Below are 19,416 nucleotides of genomic sequence, written 5' to 3'. Positions count from 1 at the left end.
TCCTTTCTTCGTTCAGATGACCGAGATGCCCTGCTGGATCCAGATATCTCCCAGCGTGTTCGCCGAATCCATGGTGCTGTTGTGATAGATGTTGTAGTTCACTCCATCGATCGTCCTGGAACCGGTGTTGCTCCACTTGTCCGAACCATGCAGCAGCTGCACCGTATCGTCTGAATCGCCGGTAACGCGCAGATGACCCTGGCCCGTGCCATTCACCGTGCCCGTGCTGCTCTGCTGGTTCAGGACGTCGGAGAGCCGCAGCTTGAGGGCATTGCCCTTGTTGGCTGCGCCGGTGCCGAGATCGAAGTTCTCGAAGCCCTTCACCTTCAGCCCAAGCGCCGCCAGGTCCAGCGTGATGTTGGAGGCATCGACCACCAGGGTGTCTATGCCCAGGCCACCGTCCACCCGAACAACGCCATTGATTTCTTCGATGTGGATCCTGTCGTTGCCCGCGCCGCCGTAGGCGCTGTCGCCTGAGCGCACGCCCGTGATGACGTCGTTGCCGGCGCCGCCGGAAAGCCTGTCCCGGCCATCGGTGGCCTTGATGACGTCGTCGCCGACCGTCAGCAGGTTGGTGAAGTTGAATGCGTCCGCATAGACCACCTCCAGGTAGCCCGTCGCCGCCGACCACGGCATGTCGTGGTATGGGGAACCGAGGGCCAGGTCGGCCTGCCCGTCGCCGTTCAGGTCGGACAGCGCCACGTTCACGCCCAGCATCGACCCGGAGTTCGCGTCGCCGTTCTGGCGATAGTTGGCGTCGAATACCGTTGCCGATTGGGTACCCCTGTAGGCCGCCGTGACACTCTGGAACCCGGAGTAGCCGCCTTGCTGGCCATACAGGATGTAGACGGCACCGTTGTTGATGCCGCCCACGTCGGCCAGTGGCGCGCCGATGGCGATGTCGTCGATGCCGTCGCCGTTGAAGTCACCCACCGAAGTCCCGTTGCCGAACATCGCATCCGCCGTGCTGTCCGACGCCGTGATGACGAAGCCATCGGCGGACGAGAGGTTGGCGAGGTTGACGTTCGAGGCCGCTCCGCCGGCCTTGCCGTAGACCACGTAGACGCGGCCCGGCCCTCGTTGCTCTCCAGCGTCCGGCCCGAATTGCGGCGATCCGATGATCATGTCCGCGATGCCGTCCCCGTTGACGTCGCCCGAGGAGATGGGCATGCCCGTGTTCGACAGGTAGCCGTAGGGTTCCGGGTCGATGTAGGTGCCCAGGTACTGGTTCGCCTGTTCGCCGTAGACGCGGAAGCCATTGCTGATGTTCGTGTAGTCGGTCTGCAGGCTGTAATCCTGCGGGAAGCCTTTCGACGTGCCGTAGATCACCTGGATGGCGCCGGCGTTGTCGATGTTGCCAGCTGGATTCCTGGCGTTGTACATGCCGTAGGCGAAGTCCGCGTAGCCATCGCCGTTGATGTCCCCGATGTTCATCACGTTGGTGGGGTAGCCGTTCGTGTTGTCGTTGTAGATGATCGTGTGCGGTCGGGTGCTTTCCGCCGATGAGTTTCGGTTGTCCGAGACATACCTCGCCGGACTCGAACCGGTGAAGCCGACGTAGTAGTTGGACCAGGCTGCCGAGCCTGCGGCGCCGGCGTGGCCATAGAGGATGGCCGTGCCCGACGAGCCGGTGCCTCGCTGCCAGTCCTGCATGATGATGTCCGCATACCCGTCGCCGTTCACGTCCACGAGCGCGCCGGCCGCGCCGAACCAGGTCGACCCGCCCTCGCGCTGCACGATCGCAACACCGTTGCTGTCGCCGCCGGACGAGATGATGGTGCGCACATCCACGTTCACCGGAGCGGAGCCTGCACCCTCGGAAGACCTCCCGAAGATGACCCAGGCGCTGTTCAGGTTGTCGTCGTAGAGGATCACGTCCGAATAGCCGTCGCCGTTCACGTCGCCGTAGCCCTGGACGGCGGTCAGGATGTTGGAGTCGGAGATATCGCCCGAAGTGAATATCTTCAGTCCGTCGGTTCCAGGCAGGTTCGAAACACTGCTCAGGTCCGGCAGCCCTTGCTTGCTGCCGTAGAGGATGTTGACGCTCCACCTGTTCGCACTGCGCTCGGCCGACGATCCATGGGGCGCCACGACCGCGAAGTCGTTGTAGCCGTCGCCGTTGAAGTCGCCGATGGCCTGCACGTCGTAGCCGAAGTTGTCGGATCTGGTGGTGCCGGAAATCCGGCTGGTGCCGCCGCCCACTGTCACCACTGCCGGCGCGGAGGCGTTGCCGTTGTAGTCGCGTGCCACGGCCGTGACGATCGCGCCGATATTCACCGGCGCGGACGACGCGTCGATGCTCCATGCGCCGTCGGCGGTGACCGTGGCCGTGAAGGGGAGCAGGTAGTCGATCACGCCGTCGGCGTTCTTGTCGACACTGAGCGTCACCGTGATCGGCCTCGTCGAGGTGGGCGAAACCGTTGGCGTGTCGGCGTCCGAGGTCGTTCCCGAAAAGCGGGTGCCGTCGCTCTTCTGGATGGTGACCTCGGGTGGGGTCGTGTCGGCGGCTTGCGAGCCCTTGCTCGACGCATTGCCGGCAAGGTCGTAGGCCACGGCGGAGACGACCGTGTTGGCGGCGATCGACGTCGATGGCGTCCAGGTCCAGTTGCCGTCGGCATCGGCGGTGACGCTCGCCTCGACAGACCCGTTGTTGCCCACGTCGATCGCGACCAGCGCGCCGGCTTCGGTCTTGCCCGCTACCAGTCTGCCGCCGACGCGCTGCAGATCGAGCCCGGGGGCGGTCCGGTCCACGGTCACGGCGACGATGCTGGCTGCGGGCGTGGTGTTGCCGGCTGCATCGGTGAGGGTTGCGCGGAACAGGTACTTTCCGTCGGACAGGTTGCTTTGCGCAGCCGTGGTTGCCTTCCAGACCGTGCCGCCGTTGGTGGACACCTCATAGCTCGCGGCCGAGGTGTCGGCGCCGGTCAGCACGAGATCGAAGGTGTTGTCGTTGCTGTAGCGGTCGGAAGATTGATTGGCGGCCAGCGTGCCTGCAGCGGCGAAGCTGTCCGAGTAGTTGTCCAGGCCCAGGGTGGCCACGGGCGGTGGCATGGTGTCGACGGTGAATGCCAGCGGTGCCGACTTCGGCCCTTCGTTGCCGGCCGCGTCGACGTTGCTCACCGCGAGGCTGTGCGCGCCGTTGGCCAGCTCCTTGCCGGCTTCGGGCGTGAAACTCCAGTTGCCCGCGCCGTCGGCGCTGGCGGAGCCGATCAGCGTGCCGTTGTCGTAGATCCTGACCGTGCCGTTGGGCTCGGCCCCCGCGCCCTTCAAGACAGGCCGGGTTTCGTTGGTCGTGCTACCCGAGGCGATCGGGCCGGTGACCGGCGCGACGCCGTCCATCAAGCTGTCGATGGAAGGTGCCGAGGAGGGAGCCACCGTGTCGACCGCGAAGGCCAGCGGTGCCGACTTCGGCCCCTCGTTGCCCGCAGCATCGACATTGCTCGTGGTCAGGCTGTGCGCGCCGTTGGCCAGCTCCTTGCCGGCTTCGGGCGTGAAGCTCCACTTGCCCGACGCGTCTGCCGTGGCGGTGCCGATGAGCGCGCCGTTGTCGTAGATCCTGACGGTGCCATTGGGCTCCGCGCCCGAGCCCTTCAGCTCGGGGCGGGCATCATTGGTCGTGCCTCCCGCGATGATCGGGCCGGTGACCGGCGCGACGTCATCCGTGACGCTGTCGATGGACGGCGCCGTGGAGGGCGCGACGGTGTCGACCGTGAAGGCCAGGGGCGCCGACTTCGGTCCTTCGTTGCCTGCGGCGTCGACGTTGCTCACCGCCAGGCTGTGCGCGCCGTTGGCCAGTTCCTTGCCGGCTTCAGGCGTGAAGCTCCACTTGCCCGAGGCGTCTGCCGCGGCGGTGCCGATCAGCGTACCGTTGTCGTAGACCCTGACGGTGCCGTTCGGCTCCGCGCCCGAGCCTTTCAGCTCGGGGCGGGCGTCGTTCGTCGTGCTGCCCGAGGTGATCGGGCCGGTGACCGGCGCGACGTCATCCGTGACGCTGTCGATGGACGGCGTCGTGGAGGGAACGACCGTGTCGACCGTGAAGGCCAGCGGCGTGGACTTCGGCCCCTCGTTGCCGGCCGCGTCGACGTTGCTCACCGCCAGGCTGTGCGCGCCGTTGGCCAGTTCCTTGCCGGCTTCGGGCGTGAAACTCCACTTGCCCGAGGCGTCCGCCGTGGCGGAGCCGATCAGCGCGCCGTTGTCGTAGATCCTGACTGTGCCGTTCGGCTGCGCTCCCGAGCCCTTCAGCTCGGGACGGGTGTCGTTGGTCGTGCTGCCCGAGACGATCGGGCCGGTGACCGGTGCGACATCGTCGGTGACGCTGTCGATCGACGGCGCACCCGTGGGCGCAACCGTGACGACCGTGAAAGCCGTCGGTGCCGACTTCGGCCCTTCGTTGCCTGCGGCGTCGACGTTGCTCGCCGCCAGGCTGTGCGCGCCGTTGGCCAGTTCCTTGCCAGCCTCGGGCGTGAAGCTCCACTTGCCCGCCGCGTCCGCGGTGGCGCTGCCGATCAACGAACCGTTGTCGTAGACCCTGACGGTGCCGTTCGGCTCCGCCCCGGAACCCTTGAGCTCGGGGCGGGTGTCGTTGGTTGTGCCGCCCGGGGTGACCGGGCCGGTGACCGGCTCCGTGTCGTCGATGAGGGCGTCGATCGAGGGCGCCGCCGTTGGAGCGACCGTGTCGACCGTGAAGGCCATCGGCGCCGACTTCGGCCCTTCGTTGCCGGCGGCGTCGACGTTGCTCACCGCCAGGCTGTGCGCGCCATTGGCGAGTTCCTTGCCCATCTCGGGCGTGAAGCTCCATTGGCCGGTGCCGTCTGCCGTGGCAGAACCGATCAGCGCGCCGTTGTCGTAGACCCTGACGGTGCCATTCGGCTCGGCACCCGTGCCCTTGAGCTCGGGGCGTGCGTCGTTGGTCGTGCTGCCCGCGGTGATCGGGCCGACGACCGGTGCGACGTCGTCCGTGGCGCTGTCGATGGAGGGAGGCGTGGCTGGCGCCACCGTGTCGACCGTGAAGGTCACGGGGACCGACTTCGGCCCTTCGTTGCCAGCCGTATCGACGTTGCTCACCGTCAGGCTGTGCGCGCCGTTGGAGAGTTCCGATCCCGCCGCGGGGGTGAAGCTCCATGTGCCCGTGCCGTCGGCCGTGGCGGTGCCGATCAGCCTGCCGCTGTCGTAGATCCTGACGGTGCCGTTCGGCTCTGCGCCGGAACCCTTGAGCTCGGGGCGGGCGTCGTTGGTCGTGCTGCCGGACGTGATCGGCCCGGTGACCGGCGTCACGTCGTCCGTGATGCTGTCGATGGACGGTGCCGCCGAGGGAGCGCTCTGGTCGACGACGAGCGTGAACACTGCCGAGGCGCCGCCGCGGTTGCCCGCCGCATCCTCGACGCGCGCGGTGTAGCTGTAGCTGGTGCCGTCGACGAGGCCGGTGTCCTGGAAGGTCCAGGTCGCGGCGCCCGTCATGGTGGCGGCGCCGAGGCGCACGCCGTCGCGGTACAGCGCCACCACTTCACCTGCGCCCAGCGTGCCTGCGAGCGTGCCGTTGAGCTGCGGCGCGGTGTCGTTGGTCTTGCTGCCGGATGCGAATGTGCCTTGCTGCGGGTCCTGGTTGTCGAGATAGCTCGTGATGGCCACCGCCTGCGTTGGCGCGGTCGTGTCGACCGTCAGCGTGAAGCGCGAGGAGGGCGCGCCTTCATTGCCGGCGGCATCCGTGACGACCGCCATGTAGCTGTGCGTGCTGCCTTCGGCCAGCGTGGACGTGGCAAAGCTCCAGCGGGTGCCGGTCACGGTGGCGGTGCCCAGCAGCGTGGTGCCTTCGTAGACGCGCACTGTATCGGTGGCGCCGATGGCCGTGCCCAGTTCTCCGCGAAGCACGGGCGTGGTGTCGTCCGTGCTCGTGCCGCTGGCGAAGTCTCCCTGGATGAGCCCGACGTTGTCGGTGTAGGCGGTGATGGTCGTGGTCTGCGCGGGCGCGGACGTGCTCACGGTCAGTGTGAAGGCGCTCGAAGCCGCGCTCTGGTTGCCCGCCGCATCGGCTACCACCGCCGTATATGTATGGGTGCTGCCGTTGGCCAGCGCGGGCGTGGCGAAGGTCCAGCTGGTGCCCGTGACCGTGGCGGTGCCGAGCAGCGCCGTGCCTTCGTAGATCCGCACCACGTCGGTCGCGCCGATGGCTTCGCTCAGCGTGCCGCGCAGCAGCGGGGTCATGTCGTCGGTGGTGGTGCCGCTGCCAAAGTCGCCCCGGTTGGTGCCGACGTCGTCGGTGTAGGCGGTGATGGTCACGCTCTGCGCTGGGGGCGTGGTGTCCACGGTCAGCGTGAAGGCCGGGGAGGCTGCGCCGACGTTGCCCGCCGCGTCGGCGATTGCCGCGGTGTAGCTGTGGGTGCTGCCGCTGGCCAGGGCCGGAACGGCGAAGGTCCAGCTCGTGCCGGTAACGGTGGCGGTGCCCAGCAGGGTCGTACCTTCGTAGATCCGAACCACGTCGGTGGCGCCGATGGCCTCGCTCAGCTTGCCGTTGAGCACCGGTGCGGTGTCGTCGGTGCTAGTGCCGCTGGCGAAGTCGCCCCGGTTGGTGCCGATGTCGTCGGTGTAGGAAACGATGGTGGCGGCCTGCGTCGGCGCGGTGGCGTCCACCGTCAGCGAGAAGGCTCCCGAGGTCGTACCCCTGTTGCCCGCGGCATCGGCGATTGCCGCCGTGTAGCTGTGGGTGCTGCCGTCGGCCAGAGCCGGCGTGGCGAAGGTCCAGGCGGAACCGGACACGGTGGCCGTGCCCAGCAGCGTGGTGCCTTCGTAGATCTGGACGACGTCGCCGGTCTTCAGGCCAGAGACGGTGCCCTTGAGCGTCGGCGTCGTGTCGTTCGTGCTGGTGCCGGTGCCGTACTCGCCGGTGTTGGGCGCGACGTCGTCGATGTAGGCGGTGATGGCGACGGCGTTGTCGGCAGTCGGTGCGCTGGTGTCGATGACGACGACTTGCGAGGTGGGCGAGCCCGCATTGCCTGCGGCGTCCACCACGCGTGCCAGGAACGTGTGGCTGCCATCGGCCAGGGCCGTGGCCGTGTTGTCGAACTGGTAGGTATCGCCGCCGACCAGCGAGGCCTTGTTCCAGGTCCTTCCGTTGTCCACGGATATCTGCACCGTGGCGCCGGGCTCCATGGCCTTGTCGACTGTGACCGTGGCTACGAGCGTGCGATCGCTGGTGACGAAGTCGCTGCTGCTCGTGCCGGTGTCGGTGCCGATCGCGCTGAGCGTGGCCTTGGCGGTGGGTGGCGTGGTGTCTACGTTGACGACGAACGATCCCGAGGGCTTGCTTTCATTGCCCACGGGGTCGATGGAAGTGGTGGTGAGCTGGTGCGTGCCTTCTGCCAGCGGCGTGGTGGGCGTGAAGCTCCAGCTTCCGTCGGCCTGCACCGTGGTGCTGCCGATGGGGCTGCCGTTGTCGTAGACCTTGATGACGTCGCCGGGCGTCGCTCCTGCGCCGGAGAGCGTGGGCGTGGTGTCGTCGCTGGCACCGCCGGTCGCGAGCGGGCCTTGCACCGAGCCGACGTCGTCCGTGGCCTTGGCGATGGTGGGCACGTTTGGAGCGGTGGTGTCGATGGTCAGGGCCAGCGTGGCTTCGCCCTTGGTGCCGGCGGCGTTCACGGCGGTGGCGGTGTACCTGTGCGCACCTTCGGCCTGCACCGGCAGCGCGAGGCTCCAGTTGCCGTTGGTGTCCGCCGTGGTGGAGCCCAGGGCGCTCGAGTCTTCCCTGATCGTGATGATGGAGCCGGCCGTTGCCGTGCCCACCAGGGTGGGCGTGGTGTCGTCCGTGACAGCGCCCGGGGCGAGGTTGCCCTGCTTGCTGCCCTGGTCGTCCACCGCATGGGTGATGCTGACGACGACGCCGGAGGTGTCGACCGTGAAGCTCAGCGGTGCGCTGGCAGCACTGGTGTTGCCCGCGGCATCGGTGAGCGTGTGCGTGATGCTGTGCGCGCCCTTGGCAAGTGGCTTCTCGGGCGTGAGGCTCCAGGTGCCGTCGGCCTTGACGGCGGTGCTGCCGATGAGGGCGGCGCCGTCATACAGCTTGACGGTATCGCCGGCCCTGGCGCCGCTGCCGCTGAAGGTGGGCGAGGCGTCGTCGGTGGAGCCGCCGGCGGGGATGGCGCCGGTGACAGCGCCCTGGTCGTCCGTGGCCACGACGGTGGCCGGAGTGGCTGGCGCCGTGGTGTCGAGCACGATGGGGTAGTCGCCCGTGGCCGGGCTGGCCTGGCCGGCGCCGTCGACGGCGATAGCCTTGAGGTTCTTGACGCCGTCGCCGCTCAGCGGGCTGGTGGTCACGCTCCAGGTGCCGTTGGCGGCCACGCTGGTGGAGCCCACAGCCACGCCGTCTGCATAGACGGTGACGACCGTGCCGACGGTGCCGGTGCCGCTCAACGTTGGGGTGTTGTCGTCGGTGCTCGCGTTCTGCGCGATGCTGCCGCTGACGCTGCCCTTGTCGTCGCTCACGCCGGTGATGGCGGGAGCCGCGGGCGCGTCGCCCAGCAGGGTGAAGGTCGATGCAGGCGTGGCGGCGCTGACGTTGCCCGCTGCATCCACGGCTTGCGCGGTGAAGCTGTGCGGGCCGGTTGCCAGGGGCAGCGCGGGCGTGAAGCGCCAAGTGCCATCGGCGTTGACCGGCGTGCTGCCGATGAGCTTGCCGTTGTCGTAGACGTTGATGCTGGCGACCTGGGCCGGGTCTGCCTTGCCGATGTATTCAGGCTTGCTGTCGTCGGTCTGCGCGCCCGAGGCGATGGGGCCTTGCACGGCGCCCACGTCGTCCAGCACCTGGATCTTCGAGGCGTCCAGCGTCGCGGGCACCGTGGTGTCCACGTCGATCACGAGGGCGCCCGACTGGGGGCTCTCGTTGCCGGCCGCATCGGTCAGCGTGTAGCTGAGGCGGTGCGAGCCTTCGGTCAGGGGCGCGCTCGGTGTCAGCGTGCCGCTCGCGGGGTCGTGGATTGCGGCGACCCTGGCTCCGTCCACATACAGCGACGGTGTCGAGCCGGACGCTACCGTGCCGATGTTGATGCCGGGCATCGCGTCGTCGGTGGTCGCGGCGGTGCTTGCCGGGCTCTGGATGGTGCCGACGTTGTCGGCATAGCTCGCCGGAACCTTCGGTGCCGTCGGCGCGGTCCTGTCGACCGTGACCACGAGTGCCGGGGCCTGCCTGCTCTCGTTGCCGGCCGTGTCGGTCAGCGTGTAGCTGATCCGGTGCTCGCCTTCGGCCAGGGCGGTGTTCGGCGTCAGCGTGCCGGTCACGGGGTCATAGGTCGCAGTGACCTTGGCGTCGTCCACGTACAGAGACGGCGTCAAGCCGTTTGACACCGGACCGATGTTGAGGCCGGGCGTGGCGTCGTCGGTGGTCGGCGCGGTGCTGGCCGGGTTCTGGATGGCGCCGACGTTGTCGGCGTAGCCTGCCGGAGTGGACGGCGCGCCTGGCGCGCCAGTGCGGACGGCGACGGACAGCGCAGGGGCCTGCCCGCTCTCGTTGCCGGCGGCGTCGGTCAGCGTGTAGCCGATCTGGTGCGCGCCATCGCCGAGCGGGACATTGGGCGTCAGCGTGCCTGCGACCGGGTCATAGGTCGAGGCGACCTTGACGCCATCGACATACAGCGAGGGTGTGAGGTCCGCGGATACCGGGCCGATGTTGAGTCCGGGCGTGGTGTCGTCGGTGGTCGCGGCATTGCTGGCCGGATTCTGGATCGCGCCGACGTTGTCGGCATAGCCGGTTGCCGCGACCGGCGTGCCTGGCGCGGTGGTGTCGACATTCACGACGAAGGCGCCCGAACGCGGACTCTCGTTGCCGACCGGGTCGATGGCCGTGGCGGTGAGCTGGTGCGTGCCTTCTGCCAGCGGCGTGGTCGGCGTGAAGCTCCAGCTCCCGTCGGCCTTGACCGTGGTGCTGCCGATGGCGCTGCCGTTGTCGTAGACCTTGATGACGTCGCCGGGCGTCGCCCCTTCGCCGGAGAGGGTGGGCGTGGTGTCGTCGCTGTAGCCGCCGGTCATGAGCCGGCCCTGCACGGAGCCGACGTCGTCTGTGGCCTTGCCGATGGCGGGCACGTTGGGAGCGGTGGTGTCGATGGTCAGCGAGAGCGAGGCTTCGCCCTTGGTGCCCGCCGCGTTCACCGCGGTGGCCGTGTACTTGTGCGTACCTTCGACCTGCGCCGGCAGCGTGAGGCTCCAGTTGCCGCTGGCGTCCGCCGTGGTGGAGCCGAGCACGACCGATTCTTCATGGACAGTCACGATGGCACCGCGCGTCGCCTTGCCCACGAGCGTGGGCGTGGTGTCGTCGGTGAGAGCCCCTGGAGCGAGGTTGCCCTGCTTGCTCCCCTGGTCGTCCACCGCGTGGCCGACGCTGACGACGACATTCGCGGTGTCGACCGCGAAAACCAGAGGGGCGCTGGCTGCGCTGGTATTGCCCGCGGCGTCGGTGAGGGTGTGGGTGATGCTGTGCGCGCCATCGCCCAGCGGGGTGCTGAGCGCGAGGCTCCACTTTCCATCGCTCGCCACAGCGGCGCTGCCGATGAGCGTGGCGCCGTCGTACACCTTGACGACGTCGCCGGCCTTGGCGCCGCTGCCGCTGAAGGTGGGCGAGGCGTCGTCGGTGGAGCCGCCGGCGGGGATGGCGCCGGTGACCGCGCCCTGGTCGTCCGTGGCCACGACCGAGACGGGCGTGGCTGGCGGCGTGGTGTCGAGCACGATCGGGTAGTCGCCCGTGGCCGGGCTGGCCTGGCCGGCGCCGTCCACGGCGATGGCCTTGAGGTTCTTGACGCCGTCGCCGCTCAGCGGGCTGGTGGTCACGCTCCAGGTGCCGTTGGCGGCCACGCTGGTGGAGCCCACGGCCACGCCGTCTGCATAGACGGTGACGACCGTGCCGACGGTACCGGTGCCGCTGAGCGTGGGCGTGTTGTCGTCGGTGCTCGCGTTCTGCGCGATGCTGCCGCTGACGCTGCCCTTGTCGTCGCTCACGCCGGTGATGGCGGGCGCCGCGGGCGCATCGCCCAGCAGGGTGAAGGTAGAGGCGGGCGTAGCGGCGCTGACGTTGCCCGCCGCATCCACGGCCTGCGCGGTGAGGCTGTGCGGGCCGGTCGTCAGGGGCAGCGCCGGCGTGAAGCGCCAAGTGCCATCGGCGTTGACCGCCGTGCTGCCGATGAGCTTGCCGTTGTCGTAGACGTTGACGCTGGCGACCTGGGCCGGATCTGCCTTGCCGACGTATTCAGGCTTGCTGTCGTCGGTTTGAGCGCCCGAGGCGATGGGGCCCTGCACGGCGCCCACGTCGTCCAGCACCTGGATCTTCGAGGCGTCCAGCGTCGCGGGCGCGGTGGTGTCCACGCTGACCGTGAAGGCACCCGATGGCGCGCTCTCGTTGCCGGCCGGGTCGACGGCCGTGGTGGTGAGTCGATGCGTGCCTTCGGTCAGCGGGGTGGCCGGCGTGAAGCTCCAGCTACCGTCCGGCTGCACCGTCGTGCTGCCGATGGGGGTGGCGTTGTCATAGACCTTGATGACGTCGCCCGGCGTTGCGCCGTTGCCGGAGAGCGTGGGCGTGGTGTCGTCGGTGGAACTTCCGTTGGCGAGCGGGCCCTGCACGGAGCCCATGTTGTCGGACGCGGCGCCAATGGCCGGAATGGCCGGAGCGCTCTTGTCGACTGCCAGGGACAGCGCCGGTGCCGGCTTGCTCTCGTTGCCGGCGGTATCGGTCAGCGTATAGCTGATCTGGTGCGCACCTTCGGGCAGTGCGGTGGTCGGCGTGAGGGTGCCGGTGACCGGGTCGTAGGTCGACGCGACCTTGGTGCCGTCGACATACAGCGAGGGCGTGAAGTCTTTGGTCACGGTGCCGATGTTGATGCCGGGCGTGGTGTCGTCGGTCGTCGGCGCGGTGCTGTTCGGGCTCTGGACGGCGCCGACGTTGTCGGCATAGCCGCTTGCCGCAACCGGAGCGGCCGGAGCGTTCGTGCTGACGGTAACGGCGAGTGCGGGCGCCGGCTTGCTCTCGTTGCCGGCGGCGTCGGTCAGCGTGTAGCCGATCTGGTGCGCGCCATCGCCGAGAGGGACGTTCGGTGTCAGCGTGCCTGCGACCGGGTCATAGGTCGAGGCGACCTTGATGCCGTCGACATACAGCGAGGGTTTGAGGTCTGCGTCGACCGTGCCGATGTTGATGCCCGGCGTGGTGTCGTCGGTGATCCTGGCGGTGCTGGCCGGGTTCTGGACGGCGCCCACGTTGTCGGCATAGCCGGTCGCCGCGACCGGCGTGCCTGGCGCGGTGGTGTCGACGTTGACGACGAACGATCCCGAAGGCTTGCTTTCATTGCCCACGGGGTCGATGGAAGTGGTGGTGAGCTGGTGCGAGCCTTCTGCCAGCGGCGTGGTGGGGGTGAAGCTCCAGCTTCCGTCGGCCTGCACCGTGGTGCTGCCGATGGGGCTGCCGTTGTCGTAGACCTTGATGACGTCCCCGGGCGTCGCTCCTGCGCCGGAGAGCGTGGGCGTGGTGTCGTCGCTGGCACCGCCGGTCGCGAGCGGGCCTTGCACCGAGCCGACGTCGTCCGTGGCCTTGGCGATGGTGGGCACGTTGGGAGCGGTGGTGTCGATGGTCAAAGCCAGCGTGGCTTCGCCCTTGGTGCCGGCGGCGTTCACGGCGGTGGCGGTGTACTTGTGCGCACCTTCGGCCTGCACCGGCAGCGCGAGGCTCCAGTTGCCGTTGGTGTCCGCCGTGGTGGAGCCCAGGGCGGTCGAGTCTTCCCTGATCGTCACGATGGAGCCGGCCGTTGCCGTGCCCACCAGCGTGGGCGTGGTGTCGTCCGTGACGGCGCCCGGAGCGAGGTTGCCCTGCTTGCTGCCCTGGTCGTCCACCGCATGGGTGATGCTGACGACGACGCCGGAGGTATCGACCGTGAAGCTCAGCGGTGCGCTGGCAGCACTGGTGTTGCCCGCGGCATCGGTGAGCGTGTGCGTGATGCTGTGCGCGCCTTTGGCAAGTGGCTTCTCGGGCGTGAGGCTCCAGGTGCCGTCGGCCTTGACGGCGGTGCTGCCGATGAGGGCCGCGCCGTCATACAGCTTGACGGTATCGCCTGCCCTGGCGCCGCTGCCGCTGAAGGTGGGCGATGCGTCGTCGGTGGAGCCGCCGGAGGGGATGGCGCCGGTGACTGCGCCCTGGTCGTCCGTGGCCGTGACGGTGGCCGGAGTGGCCGGCGCCGTGGTGTCGAGCACGATCGGGTAGTCGCCCGTGGCCGGGCTGGCCTGGCCGGCGCCGTCCACGGCGATGGCCTTGAGGTTCTTGACGCCGTCGCCGCTCAGCGGGCTGGTGGTCACGCTCCAGGTGCCGTTGGCCGCCACGCTGGTGGAGCCCACGGCCACGCCGTCTGCATAGACGGTGACGACCGTGCCGACGGTGCCGGTGCCGCTGAGCGTGGGCGTGTTGTCGTCGGTGCTCGCGTTCTGCGCGATGCTGCCGCTGACGCTGCCCTTGTCGTCGCTCACGCCGGTGATGGCGGGAGCCGCGGGCGCGTCGCCCAGCAGGGTGAAGGTGGAGGCGGGCGTGGCGGCGCTGACGTTGCCTGCCGCATCCACGGCTTGCGCGGTGAAGCTGTGCGGGCCGGTTGCCAGGGGCAGCGCCGGCGTGAAGCGCCAAGTGCCGTCGGCGTTGACCGCCGTGCTGCCGATGAGCTTGCCGTTGTCGTAGACATTCACGCTGGCCACTTGTGCAGTGTCCGCCCTGCCCGCGTAGGTGGGCTTGCTGTCGTCGGTCTGTGCCCCGGAAGCGATGGGGCCCTGCGTCGAACCCACGTCGTCGAGCACCTGCAGCACCGAAGCGTCGAGCGCCGGGGGCGGCGTGATGTCCATGTTGACCACGAGAGCGCCCGAAGGCGCGCTCTCGTTGCCGGCCGCATCGGTCAGCGTGTAGCTGAGGCGGTGCGAGCCCTCGGCCAGCGGCGCGTTCGGTGTCAGCGTGCCTGCGGCCGGGTCATAGGTCGCCGCGACCTTGATGCCATCGATATACAGCGAAGGCGTCGTGTCGGCGGGTACCGTGCCGATGTTGAGCCCGGGCATGGTGTCGTCGGTGCTCGGCGCGGTGCTGGCCGGGTTCCGTACGGTGCCGATGTCGTCGGCATAGCTCGTCGGCATGACCGGCGCGACCGGGGCGGTCTTGTCGACGACGACGGCAAGCGCCGGCGCCTGTGCGCTCTCGTTGCCGGCCGTATTGGTCAGCGTGTAGCTGAGGCGGTGCGCGCCTTCTGCGAGCGGGGCATCCGGCGTCAGCGTGCCGAGGGCCGGGTCATAGGTCGCGGCGACCTTGGTGCCGTCGACGTACAGCGAAGGCGTGGAGCCGGATGGCACCGGTGCGATGTTGAGCCCCGGCGTGGTGTCGTCGGTGGTCGGCGCGGTGCTGTTCGGGCTCTGGACGACGCCCACGTTGTCGGCATAGCCGCTTGCCGCAACAGGAGCGGCCGGAGCGTTCGTGCTGACGGTGACGGCGAGCGCGGGCGCCTGCATGCTCTCGTTGCCGGCGGCGTCGGTCAGCGTGTAGCCGAGCTGGTGCGCGCCATCGCCGAGCGGGACATTGGGCGTCAGCGTGCCTGCGACCGGGTCATAGGTCGAGGCGACCTTGGTGCCGTCGACATACAGCGACGGCGTGAAGCCGTTGAGCAGCGTCCCGATGTTGATGCCCGGCGTGGTGTCGTCGGTGATCCTGGCGGTGCTGGCCGGGCTCTGGATGGCGCCGACGTTGTCGGCATAGCCGGTTGCCGCGACCGGCGTGGCCGGAGCGACGGTGTCCACGGTGATCACGAAGTCGCTCGACGGCTTGCTCTCGTTGCCCACGGGATCGGTGGCCGTGGTCGTGAGCCGGTGCGCTCCCTCGGCCAGCGGCGTGGTGGGCGTGAAGCTCCAGCTGCCGTCGGCCTTGACCGTGGTGCTGCCGACGGCGCTGCCGTTGTCGTAGACCGTGATGACATCGCCGGCGGTTGCGCCGCTGCCGGTGAGCGTGGGCGTGGTGTCGTCGCTGGCGCCTCCGTTCGCGAGCGGGCCCTGCAACGTGCCCACGTCGTCCGTGGCCTGGCCGATGGCAGGAATCTTCGGCGGCGTGGTGTCGATGGTCAGGCCGAGGACGGCCTGCCCGTTGGTGCCGGCGGCGTTCACCGCGGTGGCCTTGTATTCGTGCGCACCCTCGGCCTGTTCCGGCAGCGTGAGGCTCCAGTTGCCGCTGGCGTCCGCCGTGGCGGAGCCGAGAACTGCAGCGCCTTCGGTGACCGTGACGACCGCGCCGGCCGTGGCCTTGCCCGCGAGCGTCGGTGTGGTGTCGTTGGTGAGCCCGGCAATCTGCCTTGCTCCGCGCCCCGACGTGCGCTCCTGGGCCTGCTTGACGCTGACGATGACGTCGGAGGTGTCGACCGTGAAAGCCAGCGGCGCGCTGGCGGCGCTGGTGTTGCCCGCGGCATCGGTGACCGTTTGCGTGATGCTGTGCAGGCCCGCGCCCAAGGACGCGGCGGGCGTGACGCTCCAGCCGCCATCGGTCGCGACCGTGGCGCTGCCGATGAGGGTGGCGCCGTCGTACACCCTGACGGTGTCTCCGGCCTTGACGCCGCTGCCGCTGAAAGTGGGCGAGACGTCGTCCGTGGTGCCGCCGGACGCGACCGTGCCTTGCACCGCGCCAACCTTGTCCGTTGCCACGACCACGCCCGGGGTGGCGGGAGGCGCGGTGTCGAGCACGATCGGATAGATGCCCGTGGCAGGACTGGCTTGGCCCGCGCCGTCGACCGCGATGGCGCTCAGGTTCTTGACGCCGTCGGCACCCAGCGGGTCGGTGGTCACGCTCCAGGTGCCATTGGCGGCCACGCTGGCCGAGCCCACGGCAACGCCGTCGGCGTACACGGTCACGACCGTGCCGACGGAGCCGGTGCCGCTGAGCGTGGGGGTGTTGTCGTCGGTGCTGGTGTCCTTGGCGATGTTGCCGGTCACGCCGCCCCTGTTGTCGCTCACGCCGGTGATGGCCGGTGCCGCGGGCGCGGTGCCCAGCAGCGTGAAGGTCGAAGCGGGCGTGAGGGCGCTGGCATTGCCCGCCGCATCCACGGCCTGCGCGGTGAGGCTGTGCGCGCCCGTGGACAGCGGAAGCGCGGGCTCGAAGCGCCAGGTACCGTCTGCGTTCACGGCAGTGCTGCCGATCAGCGAGCCGTTGTCGTAGACGTTGATGCTCGACACCTGCGCGGGGTCTGCCTTGCCGGTGTAGGTCGGCCGGCTGTCGTCGGTCTGTGCGCCGGAGGCGATGGGGCCCTGCACGGCGCCCACGTCGTCCAGCACCTGGATGAGCGAGGCGTCCGGCCTCGAGGGCGGCGTGGTGTCCACGTCGACCGTGAAGTCGCCCGAACGCGGGCTTTCGTTGCCGGCGGCATCGATGGCCGACGTGCTGAGGCGATGCGTGCCTTCGGCCAGCGGCGTGGTCGGCGTGAAGCTCCAGCTGCCATCGGCCAGCACCGTCGCGCTGCCGATGGGGCTGGCGTTGTCGTAGACCCTGATGACGTCGCCTGGCGTAGCGCCGCTGCCGGTCAGCGTGGGCGTGGTGTCGTCGGTGGAACTGCCGCTCGTCAACGGACCCTGCACCGAACCGACGTCGTCGGTGGCCTTGGCGATGGAGGGCGCGGTCGGTGGCGTCGTGTCGATGATGAGCGAGAGCGAGGCTTCGCCCTTGGTGCCTGCCGCGTTCACCGCGGTGGCCGTGTACTTGTGCGTGCCTTCGGCCTGCGCCGGCAGCGTGAGACGCCAGTTGCCGTTGCCATCCGCCGTGGTGGAGCCGATGACAGTCGCGTTTTCCGTGACGGTCACGACGGCCGTTGCCGTTGCCGTGCCCACGAGCGTGGGCGTGGTGTCGTCGGTGAGAGCTCCTGGAGCGAGGTTGCCTTGTTTGCTGCCCTGGTCGTCCACCGCGTGGCCGACGCTGACGACAACATTCGATGAGTCGACCGTGAAAGCAAGAGGTGCGCTGGCGGCGCTGGTGTTGCCCGCGGCATCGGTGAGCGTGTGCGTGATGCTGTGCGCGCCCTGGCCCAGGGGTTTGTCAGGCGTGAGGCTCCAGCTACCGTCGGCCTTGACCGCGGTGCTGCCGATGGGGGTGGCGCCGTCATACAGCTTGGCGATGTCCCCGGCCCTGGCGCCGGTGCCGCTGAAGGTGGGCGATGCGTCGTCGGTGGAGCCGCCGGCGGGGATGGCGCCGGTGACTGCGCCCTGGTCGTCCGTGGCCACGAGGGTGGCCGGTGTTGCCGGCGCCGTGGTGTCGAGCACGATCGGGTAGTCGCCTGTTGCGGGGCTGGCCTGGCCCGCGCCGTCTACGGCGATGGCGCTCAGGTTCTTGACGCCGTCGCCGGTCAAGGGATCGGTCGTGACGCTCCAGGTGCCGTTGGCGGCCACGCTGGCCGAACCGACGGCCACGCCGTCGGCGTACACGGTGACGACCGTGCCGACGGTGCCGGTGCCGCTCAACGTTGGGGTGTTGTCGTCGGTGCTGGCATCTTTGGCGATGTTCCCGTTGATGCTGCCCTTGTTGTCGCTCACGCCGACGATGGCCGGCGCGGCAGGGGCATCACCCAGCAGGGTGAAGGTGGACGCCGGTGTGAGAGGGCTGGCGTTGCCTGCCACATCGACCGCTTGCGCGGTGAAGCTGTGCGCACCGGTCGACAGGGGCAGTGCGGGCGTGAAGCGCCAGGTGCCGTCGGCGTTCACCGCCGTGCTGCCGATCAGCGTGCCGTTGTCGTACACCCTGACGCTCGAAACTTGCGCCGGGTCGGCCTTGCCCACGTATTCCGGCTTGCTGTCGTCGGTCTGCGCACCCGCCGCAATGGGGCCGCGCACGGCGCCTATGTCGTCCAGCACCTGGATGACGGAAGCTTCCAGCGCCGCAGGCGGCGTGGTGTCCACCTCGACCGTGAAGGCGGCCGAAGGCCTGCTCTCGTTGCCGGCGGGGTCGAAGGCGGTGGTGGCGAGCCGATGCGTCCCCTCCGGCAGAGGCTTGGGCGGCGTGAAGCTCCAGCCGCCGTCGGCCCTGACCGTCGTGCTGCCGATGGCGCTTCCGTTGTCGTAGACCTTGATGACGTCGCCCGGCGTTGCGCCGCTGCCGGTCAGGGTGGGCGTGGTGTCGTCGGTGATGCCGCCACTGGCGAGCGGCCCCTGCACCGGGCCCGTGTCGTCCGAGGCAGCACCGATGGCAGGCGCGTCGGGAGCGCTGGTGTCGAGGCGGACGTTTCCTGTCGTCACCGGCGGGGAAACGTTGCCGGCCATGTCTCGGCTGGTTGCGCTCACGCTGATCACGTCGCCTTCCACCGGATTGGCGAAGGAGGCGTTGACAAAGCCGTTGGCGACGTCCGCCGCGGTCAGGGTGATGCTGGACGAGGCCGTGCCGGCGGCAAGTGTGATGACGTCGCCCGCGGCCGCGCCGGACACCAGCGTGACCTGCACCGTCACATCGGCGCCTTTCTCGCTGGCGTTGATGAAGCCATCCTTGTTGGCGTCATTGAGGATGGCGATGCCGATGACCGGCGGCTTGCCGTCGACCGCGGCCGTGGCTTCGGGGCTGGCGTTGCCGGCTGCATCGGTGGCGACGGCGTGCAGCGCCGTGCCGTCCTTCGGCGGGTTCGCCGGGGCGATGGTGTAAGTGCCGTCAGACGCGGCGGTGGTGCTGCCGATGATGTTGCCCGAGTCGTCCTTGATGGTGATCACGGAGCCGGCTTCGGCCAAGCCTGTGATCAGCTTGCCGTTGGTCGGATTGATAGTGGGAGCCGCGGGCGGAATGGTGTCGCCTGGTGCCGGCATCGCAGAGGGGAAGACGAACGCCTGAAAGTCGTCGCCCCTGCTGGCGAAGGCAACTCCTCCCGCCAGAGCGCCGCCAACCAGAAGAGGCACGAGGCCGAGCTCGAAGTCCTGGTGCAGCAGCAATGGCTGGATGGAATCAATATCCGAATACTCCACCGCCAGGTCGCCTTGGTTCTCGCTGATTTCGGCGAGCCACAGGCCCTCTTGATCGTCGTTCAGTACCAGGTCGCTCCTGTTTCCGTCGAAAGCGGTGAAGAAGTCATGAATGGTGATGACCTCGCCCGATACAGCGGTCACGACCAGATCATTGCCGACACGACGCATGCTCTTGATCCTGTCACTCGACAGGCCAATTCGAACGACAGAGGCCGCTTTCAAGGAGACCTCGTTCACCAGGACCTGACTGACTTCCCCACCGCGCTTGGCAATTACTTCCAACGAAAACATCTTCTATTCCCTGCTATTTAAATCCGAGATCAATTACTTCTTTGAACGCAATTGAAGGGGTGTGATATGCGCTGCCGCCAACCAGGGGTTGCCCTCGGGCTGGCATTCCGAGCGAGATCGGCACACCTTTTCAGATTGTTCGAACAGCGCAATGTAGTGGGTTACATT

1 protein-coding gene is annotated in these 19,416 nt (G+C 68.8%); it reads right to left on the bottom strand.

The window, feature by feature from the left end:
• Positions 1-12: 12 nt before the first annotated feature.
• On the bottom strand, positions 13-19,248 hold the full coding sequence (locus QRN67_RS11930; RefSeq protein ID WP_285411947.1) for an Ig-like domain-containing protein: 19,236 nt from the start codon (positions 19,246-19,248) through the stop codon (positions 13-15).
• Between the last annotated feature and the right edge of the window lie 168 nt (positions 19,249-19,416).

Origin of the sequence: Variovorax sp. efr-133-TYG-130, from assembly GCF_030208835.1 — a bacterium.
Taxonomy (GTDB): domain Bacteria; phylum Pseudomonadota; class Gammaproteobacteria; order Burkholderiales; family Burkholderiaceae_C; genus Variovorax.
The sequence above is the reverse complement of the archived record's forward strand: the minus strand, read 5'-3'. Positions and strand labels throughout refer to the sequence as shown.

Bases quoted from the DNA above. Each gene is read 5' to 3' on its own strand.
- QRN67_RS11930 (WP_285411947.1), bottom strand. From the start codon at position 19,248: ATGTTTTCGTTGGAAGTAATTGCCAAGCGCGGTGGGGAAGTCAGTCAG.